Annotated in this window: 13 protein-coding genes; 10 read left to right on the top strand and 3 right to left on the bottom strand. The window is 48.0% G+C overall.

The window, feature by feature from the left end:
• Nucleotides 1–30: 30 nt before the first annotated feature.
• Genes R2103_RS10065 through gyrA form a run of 3 tightly spaced genes read right to left on the bottom strand, consistent with a single transcriptional unit; the run spans nucleotide 31 to nucleotide 4,884 of the window.
• A complete protein-coding gene (locus tag R2103_RS10065; RefSeq protein ID WP_317531281.1) occupies nucleotides 31–1,221 on the bottom strand; it encodes a 3-phosphoglycerate dehydrogenase family protein in 1,191 nt (396 codons plus the stop codon).
• Complete coding sequence (gene serC, locus R2103_RS10060; protein ID WP_317531280.1) at nucleotides 1,214–2,293, bottom strand: 3-phosphoserine/phosphohydroxythreonine transaminase; 1,080 nt, start codon at nucleotides 2,291–2,293, stop codon at nucleotides 1,214–1,216. Before serC ends, R2103_RS10065 begins: the two co-directional genes overlap by 8 nt.
• A gap of 29 nt (nucleotides 2,294–2,322) precedes the next feature.
• Nucleotides 2,323–4,884 carry a DNA gyrase subunit A gene (gene gyrA / locus R2103_RS10055; RefSeq protein WP_317531279.1) on the bottom strand — a complete coding sequence of 854 codons (2,562 nt, stop codon included), beginning with the start codon at nucleotides 4,882–4,884 and terminating at the stop codon, nucleotides 2,323–2,325.
• A 312-nt stretch (nucleotides 4,885–5,196) separates the two neighbouring features.
• Here gyrA and R2103_RS10050 point away from each other — a divergent pair, with 312 nt between their 5' ends.
• From R2103_RS10050 to rplC, 10 genes are all read left to right on the top strand, one after another.
• Nucleotides 5,197–6,357 (top strand): aspartate aminotransferase family protein, encoded by a 1,161-nt coding sequence (locus tag R2103_RS10050; RefSeq protein WP_317531278.1) that lies wholly within the window; start codon nucleotides 5,197–5,199, stop codon nucleotides 6,355–6,357.
• Between the two features lie 45 nt (nucleotides 6,358–6,402).
• The gene (argF, locus tag R2103_RS10045; RefSeq protein ID WP_317531277.1) at nucleotides 6,403–7,329 is read left to right on the top strand and encodes an ornithine carbamoyltransferase; all 927 of its coding nucleotides are present in this window, start codon (nucleotides 6,403–6,405) and stop codon (nucleotides 7,327–7,329) included.
• 71 nt (nucleotides 7,330–7,400) lie between these two features.
• Nucleotides 7,401–8,624, top strand: a complete 1,224-nt coding sequence (locus R2103_RS10040; RefSeq protein ID WP_317531276.1) for an argininosuccinate synthase — start codon at nucleotides 7,401–7,403, stop codon at nucleotides 8,622–8,624.
• 106 nt (nucleotides 8,625–8,730) lie between these two features.
• Nucleotides 8,731–9,216 carry a YajQ family cyclic di-GMP-binding protein gene (locus R2103_RS10035; RefSeq protein WP_317531275.1) on the top strand — a complete coding sequence of 162 codons (486 nt, stop codon included), beginning with the start codon at nucleotides 8,731–8,733 and terminating at the stop codon, nucleotides 9,214–9,216.
• Nucleotides 9,217–9,519: 303 nt separating this feature from the next.
• The gene (rpsL, locus tag R2103_RS10030; RefSeq protein ID WP_090320171.1) at nucleotides 9,520–9,897 is read left to right on the top strand and encodes a 30S ribosomal protein S12; all 378 of its coding nucleotides are present in this window, start codon (nucleotides 9,520–9,522) and stop codon (nucleotides 9,895–9,897) included.
• A gap of 65 nt (nucleotides 9,898–9,962) precedes the next feature.
• Nucleotides 9,963–10,433 (top strand): 30S ribosomal protein S7, encoded by a 471-nt coding sequence (gene rpsG, locus R2103_RS10025; RefSeq protein WP_108698004.1) that lies wholly within the window; start codon nucleotides 9,963–9,965, stop codon nucleotides 10,431–10,433.
• Between the two features lie 61 nt (nucleotides 10,434–10,494).
• Nucleotides 10,495–12,585, top strand: coding sequence for an elongation factor G (fusA, locus tag R2103_RS10020; protein WP_317531274.1), 2,091 nt, complete (start codon nucleotides 10,495–10,497; stop codon nucleotides 12,583–12,585).
• A gap of 31 nt (nucleotides 12,586–12,616) precedes the next feature.
• Entirely contained in the window at nucleotides 12,617–13,807 is a 1,191-nt protein-coding gene (tuf, locus tag R2103_RS10015) for an elongation factor Tu (RefSeq protein ID WP_317529986.1), read from the top strand.
• Between the two features lie 76 nt (nucleotides 13,808–13,883).
• Nucleotides 13,884–14,192 (top strand): 30S ribosomal protein S10, encoded by a 309-nt coding sequence (rpsJ, locus tag R2103_RS10010; RefSeq protein WP_013966801.1) that lies wholly within the window; start codon nucleotides 13,884–13,886, stop codon nucleotides 14,190–14,192.
• Between the two features lie 69 nt (nucleotides 14,193–14,261).
• The gene (gene rplC, locus R2103_RS10005) at nucleotides 14,262–14,909 is read left to right on the top strand and encodes a 50S ribosomal protein L3 (RefSeq protein WP_317531273.1); all 648 of its coding nucleotides are present in this window, start codon (nucleotides 14,262–14,264) and stop codon (nucleotides 14,907–14,909) included.
• Nucleotides 14,910–14,915: the final 6 nt, after the last annotated feature.

Here is a 14,915-nt window from a genome sequence, read left to right as displayed (position 1 = left end):
AACATTGGGCGATTCGGTAGTGCTTGGGGTTTATCCGGGAAGACGCAAATAACGCGCCATCAGCACGCCGCTGATCGATGCTATCTCATGCAAAACATGCGGCGGGACCGGACTGTCGGTGTCGACCAGCGTATAAGCCATGCCACCGCGCGATTTGTTGATCATGGTATGAATATTCAGTCCGGCCTGCGCCATGCTGGTCGAAATCTGCCCCAGAATATTCGGCACGTTGGCATTGGCGACCGCGACGCGGTAAGGCACTTCGCGTTCCATCTGCGTGTCCGGAAAGTTGACGGTGTTGGTGATATTGCCGTTTTCCAGATAATCGATCAACTGATCCACCACCATCACGGCGCAATTGTCTTCCGCTTCGGCGGTCGATGCACCGAGGTGCGGCAAGGTAATCACGTTTTTCTGGTGTTGTAGTTTCTCGCTGGGGAAATCGCTGACGTAAGTTTTGATTTTGTTGGCGGCGATGGCTTGCAGAATGGCATCTTCATCGACGATCGCGCCACGCGAGAAATTCAGCACAATTGCATGCGGCTTCATCAACTGTATCGTGCTGCTGTTGATCAGGTGCCGTGTCGAATCGAGCAATGGCACGTGTACGCTGATGAATTCGCTATGGCGCAGCAAATCCTCCAGGCTGTTGGCTTTCTTGACTTCCGCCGACAGGCTCCAGGCCGATTCGACGGTAATTTTCGGGTCGAAACCGATGACTTTCATGCCGAGCCGGATGGCCGAATTGGCAACCAGGCGGCCGATTTCGCCTAGACCGATCACGCCCAGCGTGCGCCCCGGCAATTCGATGCCGGAAAAACGTTTTTTGCCATCTTCGGCTTGCTTGTTGAGCGCCGCATCGTCACCCTGCAGGCTGTCGGCGAATTGCAATGCCGGTACCAGGTTACGCGCCGCCAGAAACAAACTGGCCAGCACTAATTCCTTGACGGCGTTGGCGTTGGCGCCGGGCGTATTGAAAACCGGCACACCGCGCGCATTCATCGCGTCGACCGGGATGTTGTTGGTACCCGCGCCGGCGCGGCCGATCGCTTTGACGCACTCTGGGATGACGCTGTTCAGCATGTTGTGCGAGCGCACCAAGATGGCATCCGGTTCCTCGATGTCGTGACCGGTCTGATAACGCTCCGCGGGAAAACGGTTGAGTCCGTGCGTTGAAATCGCATTGAGTGTTAGAATTTTAAAGGATTGTTGTTCAGGCATGGCGGCTGGCAAACTCCTTCATGAAAGTGACAAGTGTCGCGACACCTTCGACCGGCATGGCATTGTAGATTGATGCCCGCATACCGCCGACCGAGCGATGTCCCTTCAGCTGCAATAAACCGTTGTGTTGCGCTTGTTTGAGAAATTCACCGTCCAACGCGGAATCTTTCAGTGTGAACGGCACATTCATCCGCGACCGGTTGGCTATTGCCACCGGGCAGTGGTAGAAATCCGTGCTGTCGAGATAGTCGTACAGCAGATTGGCTTTGGCCGTGTTGATTTTTTCCATTGCTGTCAGCCCGCCCTGTTTTTTCAGCCAGGCGAACACCAGGCCGGTGATGTACATGGCGTAAGTGGGCGGAGTGTTGTACATCGAGTCATTCTTGGCGTGAATCTGATAATCGTACAGCGTCGGTGTGCCGGGCAGCGGTTTGCCCAATAAATCTTCGCGCACGATGACCAGCGTCAATCCGGCGGGGCCGAGGTTTTTTTGCGCACCGGCATAAATCAGGCCAAAGCGCGTGACATCCAACGGCCGCGACAAAATATCCGACGACATGTCGGCAACCAGCGGAGCCTCCGTATCCGGTACCCAATGAAACTCGACGCCACCGATGGTTTCGTTGCTGGTGTAATGCACATACGCTGCATCGGGGTTTAAGCGCCATTGTTCCCGCGGCGGGATGTACGTGAAATTGGCATCTTCTGATGAGGCGGCCACGTTGACCGTGCAATAGCGGCTGGCTTCCTCGACGGCTTTGGCCGACCACTGGCCGGTATTGATATAGTCCGCTGTTGTTTTGCCGCACAGCAGATTCATCGGCACCATGGCAAACTGGCTGGAGGCGCCGCCTTGCAGAAACAGCACTTTATAGTTTTGCGGAATACCCGCCAGTTCGCGCAAATCACTCTCGGTTTTTTCCGCAATCGACATGAATTCCTTGCCGCGATGACTCATTTCCATCACCGACATGCCGCTGCCGTGCCAATCGAGCATCTCATCGCGCGCCTGTTGCAATACTTCCTGGGGGAGAACCGCTGGTCCGGCGCTGAAATTATAGATCTGATCCATTGCTTTTTCCCCGAGTCGTTGGTTATTAATTATTCGCCGTCTCCATCGCCTTCTTCGCTTTCCACCACCCGTTCCAGACCGGCCAGTTTTTCACCGGGATCCAGGTTGATCAGGGTAACGCCTTGCGTAGCGCGGCTCATTTCGCGCACCTCATTGACACGCGTGCGGATCATGACGCCGCCGGAGGTGATCAGCATGATTTCATCGTCCGGTTTTACCAGCTTGGCGGTGACGACCTTGCCGTTGCGCGCGCTGGTGATGATTGCGATCATGCCTTGCGTGCCGCGGTTGTGGCGAGTGTATTCGCTGATCGGAGTGCGTTTGCCGAAACCGTTTTCCGTCGCTGTTAACACCGCCAGTTCTTCATTTTCCGCTACCAGCATTGAGATGACTTTATGTCCGGAGCCCAATTTCATGCCGCGCACGCCACGGGCGGTACGGCCCATCGGACGCACGTCGTTTTCGCTGAAGCGCATGGCTTTACCATTATCCGAGAACAACATGACATCATGTTTACCTTCGGTCAGTTCCACACCGATCAGAAAGTCGCCTTCGTCCAATCCAATGGCGATGATGCCATTGTTACGCGGACGGGAAAATTCCGATAGCGGTGTTTTTTTGACGGTGCCAAACGATGTGGCCATAAAGACAAAACGATTTTCATCAAAAGTTTTAACCGGCAGAATGGCGTTGATTTTCTCGCCTTCTTCCAGCTGTACCCAATTGATGATCGGTTTGCCGCGCGATTGCCGTCCGCCTTGCGGCACTTCGTAGACTTTGATCCAGTACACGCGTCCAAGGCTTGAGAAGCATAAAATATAGTCATGCGTATTGGCGATGAACAGTTTGTCAATGAAATCATCTTCCTTGGTGCTCGTCGCCAGTTTGCCGCGACCGCCGCGTTTTTGCGCGCGATAGTCGTCTAGTAGCTGGGATTTGATATAACCGCTGTGCGATAGGGTAACGACCATGTCGGCCGGTGTGATCAAATCTTCGATACTCAAATCCTGCGTGTCGATGACGATTTCACTGCGGCGTTTGTCGCCGAATTGCAATTTGATCGCGTCCAGTTCTTCGGTGATGATGCTGGTGATACGCTCCGGATTGGCCAGAATATCCAGATAATCGATGATTTTATCGATAACCTCCCGGTACTCATCGACGATCTTTTCCTGTTCCAGGCCGGTTAAACGTTGCAAACGCAGTTCCAGGATCGCTTGCGCTTGCGCATCGGAAAGCCGGTAACCCTGTGCTTGCAAACCGAAGAAATTATCCAATCCTTCTGGACGCAGCGCATTGGCATCGGCCATGGCGCGCGTCAGCATTTCCTCGACCAATTTGGAATGCCAGGTTCTCGCCATCAAGCCTTCCTTGGCGTCAGCGGGCGTCGGCGCTGCTTTGATCAACGCGATGATTTCATCGACATTGGATAACGCAACCGCTAGACCTTCCAATAAATGACCGCGTTCGCGCGCTTTTTTCAGTTCAAAAACCGTGCGGCGCGTGACGACTTCACGGCGGTGACGCAGGAAAGCATCCAGGATCTGCTTCAAATTCAGCAAGCGCGGCTGGCCATCCAGCAAAGCCACCATGTTCATGCCGAACGTATCCTGCATCTGTGTTTCTTTGTACAGATTGTTCAGAATGACTTCGGGCACTTCGCCGCGCTTCAGTTCGATGACGACGCGCATGCCGGATTTATCGGATTCGTCGCGCAGATCGGAAATGCCTTCGATTTTCTTATCGCGTACCAGCTCGCCGATGCGTATCAGTAAGTTGGCTTTGTTAACCTGATATGGCAATTCATCGACGATGATGGATTGGCGGCTGCCTTTTTCCAGATCTTCAAAATGCGTGCGTGCGCGCATCACTACACGGCCACGGCCGGTGCGATAGCCGTCGCGTACGCCGGCGACACCATAAATGATGCCAGCGGTAGGGAAGTCCGGCGCCGGAATAATGTCGATCAGCTCATCGATGGTGATATCCGGGTTTTTGAGCAAGGCAAGGCAAGCTTCCACAACTTCATTCAGATTATGCGGCGGGATGTTGGTCGCCATGCCGACGGCGATACCGGATGAGCCGTTGATCAGCAAATTGGGTATTTTGGCCGGCAGAATCAGCGGTTCTTTTTCGGAATCGTCGTAGTTGGGACCGAAATCCACCGTTTCCTTGTCGAGATCGACCAATAACTCATGCGCAATACGCGACATGCGGATTTCGGTGTAACGCATCGCCGCGGCGTTATCGCCATCGACCGAACCGAAGTTGCCTTGCCCGTCGACCAGCATGTAGCGCAGCGAAAAGTCCTGCGCCATGCGGACGATGGTGTCGTAGACGGCGGTGTCGCCGTGCGGATGGTATTTACCGATTACGTCACCGACGATACGCGCGGATTTTTTGTAGGGCCTGTTCCAGTCGTTGGACAGTTCATGCATGGCAAATAACACGCGCCGGTGCACCGGTTTCAAGCCATCACGAACATCCGGCAAAGCGCGGCCCACGATGACGCTCATCGCGTAATCAAGATAGGAACGCCGCATTTCTTCTTCAAGACTGATGGGCAGAGTTTCCTTGGCAAACTGATTCATATCTTATGATTTTGTGAGAAACAACAGGTTATGATGCAGAAATAGAAATGTATCTTAGTTGAAACTGGCTATATGAAATTTGTATATCAGATCATTCTAACATGCTGCTATCGTTTCTCGACTAACTTTGCTATGGCCTCGGCATAAAAATTGCCATAAATGAGCAGAACTGCAAAGAAAAAAGCTTGAAAAAGCAGACTAAATAGGTAACCATAACAACTTTTTCAAATTTTCCTTACCGTACCGGGTGGAGCGCTGAATTGAATTTTTCGTTTAAAATACAAATGCGAGTGTGATGCAGTGTCTAATTTGATGAATACATACTCACGGTTGCCTGTTACCTTTGTTAAAGGCGAAGGGGTCTGGTTATGGGACGATCGCGGTGAACGGTATCTGGATGCATTGGCTGGTGTGGCGGTGTGCGGACTGGGTCATTGCCACCCGAGATTAACCCGGGCGATCTGTGAACAAGCCGGGACGCTGATCCATACCTCTAATCTTTTTCACATTGAAAAGCAGGAACGTCTGGCTGAGCGTCTGACGGAATTATCCGGAATGGATAATGCGTTCTTCTGCAATTCCGGAGCGGAAGCGAACGAAGCCGCCATTAAACTGGCCCGGCTGTATGGACATAACAAAGGGATATCGCTGCCCACGATCATTGTCATGGAGCGGTCATTTCACGGCCGTACTATGGCAACGCTGACAGCCAGCGGAAACCGCAAGGTGCAAGCCGGGTTTGAACCGCTGTTAACCGGTTTTGTGCGCGCTCCTTATAATAATTTGGATGCGATCGCACAAGTGGCTGCCAATAATAAAGATGTCGTGGCGGTGCTGGTGGAGCCATTTCAGGGTGAGGGCGGGGTAAATATTCCCGAAGCGCATTATTTGCAAGGATTACGCAATCTGTGCAGCCAGAATGGCTGGCTGCTGATGCTTGATGAGGTGCAATCGGGAATCGGGCGCAGTGGTAAATGGTTTGCGTTTCAGCACAGCAATATCATGCCGGATGTCGTTACGCTGGCGAAAGGATTGGGCGGGGGCGTGGCAATTGGCGCTTGTTTGGCCAAAGGCACCGCTGCCGAAGTGTTCAAACCGGGTAATCATGCCTCCACGTTTGGCGGCAATCCGTTGGCCTGTGCAGCGGCGATCGAAACGCTGAAAGTAATTGCCGATGAAGGTCTGCTGGAGCATGCGACAAAATTGGGCGATTTCATGCGCGACCGGCTGCGGAATCAACTGGCCGATGTTCCGGGTGTTGTGCAAGTCAGAGGTCAGGGTTTAATCGTCGGTGTCGAACTTTCCGTGCCTTGCGTCGAATTGGTGCGAAAAGCGCTGGAGAAGAAATTATTGATCAATGTAACATCGGATAAAGTGATTCGCTTGCTGCCGGCGTTTGTGATGCAGCAACATGAAGCTGAGCAAGTGATTGATATTACTTGTCTGTTGATAAAGGAGTTTTTGAATAACTAAGCAGATTGCGTAGTAATGCATTGCTGATTGGTTGTTTATCGCGTTATGCAATTAAAGCATTTTTTGCAATTCAAGGATTTTAGCCGCGATGAATATGAGTATTTATTTGCGCGCGCGCGTTGGATAAAGCAGGAGTTCAAACAATACCGGCAATACTGGCCGTTGTCCGATCGCACATTGGCGATGATCTTTGACAAAAATTCAACCCGTACGCGCTTGTCATTTGAAGCCGGCATGCATCAACTGGGCGGTGCAGCCATTTATCTGTCAACGCGGGATACGCAATTGGGGCGGGGAGAGCCGGTGGAAGACGCGGCGCGGGTGATTTCCCGCATGGTCGATCTGATTATGATCCGGACCTATCAGCATGACCTTGTCAAGCGTTTTGCGGAGTATTCCAGAGTACCGGTGATTAATGGTTTGACCGATGAATATCATCCGTGCCAAATCATGAGTGATATTTTTACGTACACGGAATACAGAGGCTCGATAGAAGGTAAAACAGTGGCGTGGATCGGTGACTCCAATAATATGTGCAGTACCTGGTTGCAGGCGGCCGAGATATTTAACTTTAAAGTGCATGTTTCCACGCCGCCCGGTTACGATATTGACCCTGCGCAGATAGGACTCAACGGCACTGCGCATTTTGAGAAATTTGCCAGTCCCCACAAGGCAGTGGAGGGAGTGGATCTGGTCACGACGGATGTGTGGACTAGTATGGGGTTTGAATCGGAAACTGAGCAAAGAAAGAATGATTTTGCCGAGTTTTGTGTTGACGAGGAAATGATGGCATTGGCCAAACCGGATGCATTATTTATGCATTGTTTGCCAGCTCATCGAGGTGAAGAGGTAAGTGCGGAAGTGCTGGATGGACCGCAATCCGTGGTATGGGACGAAGCGGAGAACCGGCTGCATACCCAAAAGGCACTGATGGAGTATTTGCTGCTGGGTAAAATAGATACTGCAAAATAAATTTGCGATTGGTATTCATGGATTGCGCATTAACGGATTACAGCGCTAGATAAACGAACGTACTGAGAATAATGAAAAAGATTAATAAAGTGGTTTTGGCATTTTCCGGGGGATTGGATACATCCGTCATTTTGAAATGGCTGCAAGATACCTATCAGTGTGAAGTCGTTACTTTTACAGCGGACATTGGGCAGGGAGAGGAAGTGGAACCGGCGCGTGCAAAGGCAAAGCAGCTGGGTGTAAAGGAAATTTATATCGATGACTTGCGTGAAGAGTTTGTCCGCGATTTTGTATTTCCCATGTTCCGCGCCAATACGATTTACGAAGGGGAATATTTGCTGGGGACCAGTATTGCGCGTCCATTGATCGCAAAAAGACAGATTGAAATCGCGAGAGAAACCGGTGCTGATGCGGTATCGCATGGTGCTACCGGCAAGGGTAACGATCAGGTGCGTTTTGAGATGGGTTATTATGCATTACAACCGGATATTCATGTGATTGCACCGTGGCGTGAATGGGATTTGACCTCTCGTGAGACGTTATTGCAATATGCCGAGCAGCATGGTATTCCGGTCGAAATGAAGAAGAAGGCGGGATCGCCTTACAGCATGGATGCCAATCTGTTGCATATCTCTTACGAAGGTAGAATTCTGGAAGATCCTGCCGCGGAACCGGAAGAATCCATGTGGCGCTGGAGTGTTTCGCCGGAAAAAGCACCGGATGAACCGGAATATCTGGATATCGAATTTAAACGCGGTGATGTGGTAGCCCTTAACGGTGTCGCATTATCGCCAGCGAGTGTATTGGAAAAGCTCAATCAATTAGGCGGGAAACATGGCATAGGCCGGTTGGATTTGGTGGAGAATCGCTATGTGGGCATGAAGTCACGTGGCTGTTATGAAACGCCGGGCGGGACCATTCTGTTGCGAGGGCATCGTGCTATGGAGTCGATTACACTCGACCGCGAAGTGGCGCATCTGAAGGATGATTTAATGCCACGCTACGCGTCGTTGATCTACAACGGTTACTGGTGGAGTCCGGAACGCAAAATGCTGCAAACCATGATCGATGCAAGCCAGGAAAAAGTAAATGGCTGGGTGAGGCTGAAGCTGTATAAAGGAAATGTTATTGTGGTCGGTAGAGACTCGCAAACCGATTCCTTGTTTGACCCCACCATCGCAACATTTGAAGACGACGCGGGCGCATATAACCAAGGGGATGCGGCAGGATTCATCAAACTGAATGCTTTGAGAATGCGCATTGCGGCTAACGCTGGAAAGAAACATAAGAAATAACTTTTTCAAACCCTTATGACCGGAATATCACCGGTTTGCCTGGAAGTGTGAATGCATAGAAAGCGGGTATAGCGTAATTGTTTATGCACAGACACAGAGAGAAATAATGCCATCATTTGATATCGTTTCAGAAGTGGATAAGCAGGAAGTCAGGAATGCAGTCGACCAGGTGAACAAAGAGGTCACTACTCGGTTTGATTTTAAAGGTTCCGATGCCAGAGTGGAGCAGGCGGATTATCAGCTGACTGTATTCGCAGACGACGAATTTAAACTGGAACAAATATTGGATATTCTCAGAACCCGGCTAACCAAACGGAATGTGGATGTGCGATGCTTGGAGAAAGGCCAGGTTGAAAAAATTAGCGGAAACAAAGTAAAGCAGTCAGTAACAATTAAAACAGGGCTTGAAACTGAGCTGGCAAAAAAAATTATTAAGCACATCAAAGACGGTAAGCTCAAAGTTCAAGCCAGCATTCAAGGCGATGTGGTACGTGTAACCGGTGCAAAAAAAGATGTGCTGCAAGAAGCAATTCAGCTGATAAAGAAATCGATTGATAATTTTCCATTACAATTTCAAAATTTCAGGGATTAACAGGGATTAGTTGATACTTGAAAACTTATTTTGCAGTTTAAGAAACAAGGTTAGGATTCTTAGCAGAAAGGAAGTTGCAGGGATATGTGATGATGGATGGAAGTGTATTGCTCAAGTGAGCTATCTTCGTCTTGACATATATAAATAAACCCAATAGAATCCGCTCTCTTTTTTGCCGCATCTTCGGATTGGTTGGAGGTCGGTATTGATAATTACCAATATGTTTGATGTTGGGAAATTAAAGCAAATCAGCAAACAGATGAAGGACGGCTTAAAGCCATTCCAGTTTTTTAGGACACAGAAATGCCGACAATCAGTCAGTTAGTTAGAAAACCACGTGCTGCCAAGCAAGTTAAAAGTACTGTCCCTGCGCTCGAGAATAGCCCGCAAAAAAGGGGCGTATGTACAAGGGTATATACAACAACACCCAAAAAGCCAAATTCAGCGTTGCGGAAAGTAGCCCGGGTAAGGTTGACTAATGGATTTGAGGTGACTAGTTATATTGGTGGTGAAGGGCATAATCTTCAGGAGCACTCGGTGGTATTAATCCGTGGTGGTCGTGTTAAGGATTTGCCAGGTGTGCGTTATCACACGGTCAGGGGTAGTCTTGACACTGCGGGTGTTAAAGATCGTAAGCAGAGTCGTTCGAAATACGGTTCTAAGAAACCTAAAACTGCTTAAAATTAATTTAGGTGTCAATCCAAAGTGCTAGAAAAAATAAAATTGCGTAATGTAGGGGTTGAATAATGCCAAGACGTAGAGAAGTTCCAAAGCGTGAAATATTGCCTGATCCAAAATACCACAATGTTGAATTGGCAAAATTTGTTAATGTTCTCATGACGCGTGGTAAAAAATCTGTTGCAGAAAGAATTATCTATGGCGCTCTAGAGCATATAGGCAAAAAAACCGGAAATGATCCGCTGGAAGTTTTTACCCAGGCGTTGACTAACGTTCGTCCAATAGTGGAAGTTAAGAGCCGCCGAGTAGGTGGAGCTAATTACCAGGTGCCGGTTGAAGTACGTTCGGTGCGCCGGAATGCGTTGGCTATGCGTTGGCTACGCGATGCGGCTAGAAAGAGAAGTGAAAAGTCGATGGATGCCAGGCTGGCAGGTGAATTGACTGAAGCTGCAGAAGGGCGCGGTGGTGCTGTGAAAAAACGAGAAGAAGTGCACAGAATGGCGGAATCCAATAAAGCATTCTCACATTTTAGATTTTGATAAATTAAATCTCTGGCATCAAACATAACCGTAAGTTGAATTAATCGTAAGGCATTAAACCGTGGCAAGAAAAACTCCAATAGAGCGTTATAGAAACATAGGCATTATGGCTCATATCGACGCTGGTAAGACAACGACGACCGAGCGCGTCCTCTTTTACACTGGTGTATCGCATAAGCTTGGTGAGGTACATGATGGTGCGGCCACGATGGATTGGATGGAGCAAGAGCAGGAAAGAGGTATTACGATTACATCGGCAGCTACAACCTGTTTCTGGAAAGGAATGGCAGGGAACTATCCTGAGCATCGAGTTAATATAATAGATACACCTGGTCACGTGGATTTTACGATTGAGGTGGAGCGGTCATTGCGTGTGCTGGATGGTGCGTGTACAGTATTTTGTGCAGTTGGTGGAGTGCAGCCGCAAACAGAGACGGTTTGGAGGCAGGCAAATAAATATAAGGTTCCGCGTCTTGCCTTTGTGAACAAAATGGATCGTTCTGGCGCAAATTTCATGCGTGTGTATGAGCAGATTAAGGCACGATTAAAAGCCATGCCAGTGCCTATACAGTTACCCATAGGGGCTGAGGATAAATTTGAAGGTATTGTTGACTTAGTAAAAATGAAGGCAATTTACTGGGATGATGAAAGTCGCGGGATGAAGTTTGAAGAGCGCGATATACCGGAAAATTTAAAGGAGGATGCGCAAGCTTGGCGTGAAAAAATGCTGGAATCAGCGGCCGAGGCAAACGAAGATTTAATGAATAAATATCTTGAGAGTGGAGACTTGGAAATCTCGGATATAAAAATTGGTCTGCGTGCACGGACTATCAATAATGAAATAGTTCCCATGATGTGCGGAACCGCTTTTAAGAATAAAGGCGTGCAAGCAATGCTGGATGCAGTCATAGATTACATGCCGTCGCCTACCGATGTATTGGCGATACAAGGCGAGAACGAGAGAGGTGAGGCTGATAAACGTAAGGCTGATGACAATGAACCATTCTCAGCGCTTGCTTTTAAGATTGCCACCGATCCGTATGTTGGGCAGCTCATTTTCTTTAGAGTTTATTCCGGTGTTGTTGTTTCTGGCGATACTGTCTATAACCCGGTCAAGGGTAAAAAAGAAAGAATAGGCAGGATATTGCAAATGCATGCGAATCAGCGTGAAGAGATAAAAGAAGTAAGAGCGGGCGATATAGCGGCAGCTGTGGGTTTAAAAGACGTTGTAACGGGAGATACACTTTGTGATCCGCAAAAGGTAATTACATTGGAAAGAATGGATTTTCCAGAACCGGTTATTCATGTTGCTGTTGAGCCAAAAACAAAAATTGATCAAGAAAAAATGGGCATAGCGCTCAACAGATTAGCACAAGAAGATCCTTCCTTCAGAGTGCGCACCGATGAAGAATCGGGTCAAACCATCATTTCTGGAATGGGTGAGTTGCATCTGGAAATTATTGTTGACCGAATGAAACGGGAATTTGGCGTGGAGGCTAATGTTGGTGCTCCTCAAGTTGCATATCGTGAAGCAATAAGAAAATATGTTGAGATTGAAGGAAAATTTGTTAAACAATCAGGCGGACGTGGTCAGTATGGTCATGTATGGTTGAAAATGGAACCTAATGAGACGGGTAAAGGTTTTGAGTTTGTTGATGAGATAAAAGGCGGTTCCGTGCCGCGCGAATATATACCAGCGGTCGAGAAAGGTTTGCTGGAAACGTTACCAAGTGGAGTATTGGCAGGATATCCCGTGGTAGATGTTAAGGTTACACTTTTTGACGGTTCATATCACGATGTTGATTCAAACGAAAATGCGTTCAAGATGGCTGCATCAATAGCATTTAAAGATGGCATGCGTAAAGCCAATCCGGTGCTGTTAGAGCCAATGATGGCGGTTGAAGTGGAGTCACCAGAAGATTTCATGGGGAACGTAGTTGGAGATTTGTCGTCTAGACGTGGCATGATACAAGGGATGGAAGACGTGCCTGGGTTTAAAGTAATTCGGGCCGAGGTGCCGCTAGCAGAAATGTTTGGTTATTCGACAGCATTAAGATCGGCCACGCAGGGTAGGGCAACTTACTCAATGGAATTTAAACATTATTCAGAAGCACCGAAAAATGTGGCTGATGCGATAATCAATAAAAAATAATCGAATTGGATAGAGTGTAGAGGGATAAAACATGGCAAAGAGTAAATTTGAGCGGTCGAAGCCACACGTAAATGTTGGTACGATAGGGCACGTGGATCATGGTAAGACGACGCTGACGGCGGCGATTACGACGATATTGACGAAGAAATTTGGCGGAGAAGCGAAGAGCTACGATCAGATTGACTCAGCACCGGAAGAGCGTGCGCGTGGGATTACCATTAATACGGCACACGTGGAATACGAAACGTCGAATCGTCATTATGCGCATGTGGACTGTCCTGGGCACGCGGATTATGTGAAAAACATGATCACGGGTGCGGCACAAATGGATGGAGCCATATTGGTGGTGTCGGCTGCTGATGGTCCAATGCCGCAAACACGAGAACATATCCTGCTGGCGCGCCAAGTAGGCGTTCCTTACATCATTGTGTATATGAATAAAGCAGATATGGTGGATGACGCCGAGCTCATAGAGCTGGTGGAAATGGAAATACGCGAACTATTATCCAAATATGACTTTCCGGGTGATGACACTCCGATTATTGTCGGCTCGGCGCTGAAAGCGCTGGAAGGCGATCAAAGCGATATCGGAGAGCCTTCTATATTAAAATTGGCGGAAGCGCTGGATAGTTACATACCACAACCGGAACGCGCAATCGACGGCGCATTTATCATGCCGGTAGAAGATGTTTTCTCGATTTCGGGCCGTGGAACGGTTGTAACGGGACGGGTTGAAAGAGGCATCATCAAAGTAGGTGAAGAGATAGAGATCGTAGGTCTTAAACCCACACTGAAGACAGTATGCACGGGCGTTGAAATGTTCCGTAAACTATTGGATCAAGGTCAAGCCGGTGATAATGTGGGAATACTGCTACGTGGCACGAAACGTGAAGAAGTAGAACGCGGACAAGTGCTGGCAAAACCGGGTAGCATATCGCCACATACCAAATTCACAGCGGAAATATATGTATTGAGCAAGGAAGAAGGTGGAAGACATACCCCATTTTTTCCTGGTTATCGCCCACAGTTTTATTTCAGAACGACGGATGTTACGGGGGCGATTGAATTACCGGCGGGCACGGAAATGGTGATGCCCGGGGATAACGTATCGGTAACGGTCAATCTGATAGCGCCGATTGCGATGGAAGATGGGCTGCGATTTGCGATACGGGAAGGTGGACGTACGGTTGGTGCAGGCGTCGTCGCAAAAATTATTGAATGATATTTTATAAGGCGAAATAGAGTTAGAGTCAATCCAGTTGTAAAATTGAATCTATAAACTCGAGATTAAAATATATATGCAAAACCAAAAAATTAGAATTCGTCTAAAAGCATTCGATTATCGGTTGATAGATAAATCGGCACTGGAAATTGTAGAAACAGCAAAAAGAACTGGAGCTGTTGTTAAGGGCCCCGTTCCATTGCCGACTAGAATCGAACGTTTTGATGTGTTGAGATCGCCTCATGTAAATAAAACATCTCGTGATCAGTTCGAGATTAGAACGCACTTAAGATTAATGGATATCATTGATCCAACAGACAAAACAGTCGATGCTTTAATGAAATTGGATTTGCCTGCTGGTGTGGATGTGGAAATCAAATTATAAGTTTTTTTAAATAGTTAGAGTATTTAGTTCTTCTTAATAAAGACATGTGCTCTTAGATAGAGGCGGAAAATGGCAATAGGGTTGATTGGTCGTAAAATTGGAATGACTCGGATTTTTACTGAGAATGGTGATAGCTTGCCAGTAACTGTCATTGATGTTTCCAATAATCGCATAACTCAGTTAAAAAGGTCTGATACAAATGGTTATTCTGCGGTGCAATTAACATTTGGAAAAAAAAGACCTAATAGAGTCAATAAATCAATTGCAGGGCACTTCTCAAAAGCAGGTGTAGAAGCAGGAAGCACTATAAAAGAGTTTAGAGTAACTTCAGATGAAGATATCAATGAGCTACAAAATGGCGCTACAGTTACATGTGGTATATTCAAAGTTGGCCAAAGAGTGGATGTGTCTGGAACAACTATTGGCAAAGGCTATGCAGGAACGATAAAGTTGCATCACTTTTCTTCAAATCGAGCTAGTCACGGTAATTCAAAAGCGCATAATAAACCAGGATCAATTGGGATGGCGCAAGATCCCGGTCGAGTTTTTCCCGGTAAAAGAATGTCAGGCCACATGGGTAATGTAAGAAGAACTATTCAAAATATAGAGATATTAAGAATTGATGAAGCAAGGAGTTTATTGCTTTTAAAAGGCGCAATACCAGGATCTAAAGGCGGCAATGTCATAGTGCGTTCGAGCATTAAAGTAAGAAAATAGATTGAT

Source organism: Nitrosomonas sp. Is24, assembly GCF_033063335.1.
Taxonomy (GTDB): Bacteria; Pseudomonadota; Gammaproteobacteria; order Burkholderiales; family Nitrosomonadaceae; genus Nitrosomonas.
Note: the sequence above shows the minus strand (reverse complement) of the source record. Positions and strands in the feature narration are given on the sequence as shown.

Excerpts from the sequence above, each read along its gene's own strand:
- R2103_RS10065 (WP_317531281.1), bottom strand. The coding sequence starts at position 1,221 with ATGCCTGAACAACAATCCTTTAAAATTCTAACACTCAATGCGATTTCA.
- serC (WP_317531280.1), bottom strand. The coding sequence starts at position 2,293 with ATGGATCAGATCTATAATTTCAGCGCCGGACCAGCGGTTCTCCCCCAG.
- gyrA (WP_317531279.1), bottom strand. The coding sequence starts at position 4,884 with ATGAATCAGTTTGCCAAGGAAACTCTGCCCATCAGTCTTGAAGAAGAA.
- R2103_RS10050 (WP_317531278.1), top strand. The coding sequence starts at position 5,197 with ATGAATACATACTCACGGTTGCCTGTTACCTTTGTTAAAGGCGAAGGG.
- argF (WP_317531277.1), top strand. The coding sequence starts at position 6,403 with ATGCAATTAAAGCATTTTTTGCAATTCAAGGATTTTAGCCGCGATGAA.
- R2103_RS10040 (WP_317531276.1), top strand. The coding sequence starts at position 7,401 with ATGAAAAAGATTAATAAAGTGGTTTTGGCATTTTCCGGGGGATTGGAT.
- R2103_RS10035 (WP_317531275.1), top strand. The coding sequence starts at position 8,731 with ATGCCATCATTTGATATCGTTTCAGAAGTGGATAAGCAGGAAGTCAGG.
- rpsL (WP_090320171.1), top strand. The coding sequence starts at position 9,520 with ATGCCGACAATCAGTCAGTTAGTTAGAAAACCACGTGCTGCCAAGCAA.
- rpsG (WP_108698004.1), top strand. The coding sequence starts at position 9,963 with ATGCCAAGACGTAGAGAAGTTCCAAAGCGTGAAATATTGCCTGATCCA.
- tuf (WP_317529986.1), top strand. The coding sequence starts at position 12,617 with ATGGCAAAGAGTAAATTTGAGCGGTCGAAGCCACACGTAAATGTTGGT.
- rpsJ (WP_013966801.1), top strand. The coding sequence starts at position 13,884 with ATGCAAAACCAAAAAATTAGAATTCGTCTAAAAGCATTCGATTATCGG.
- rplC (WP_317531273.1), top strand. The coding sequence starts at position 14,262 with ATGGCAATAGGGTTGATTGGTCGTAAAATTGGAATGACTCGGATTTTT.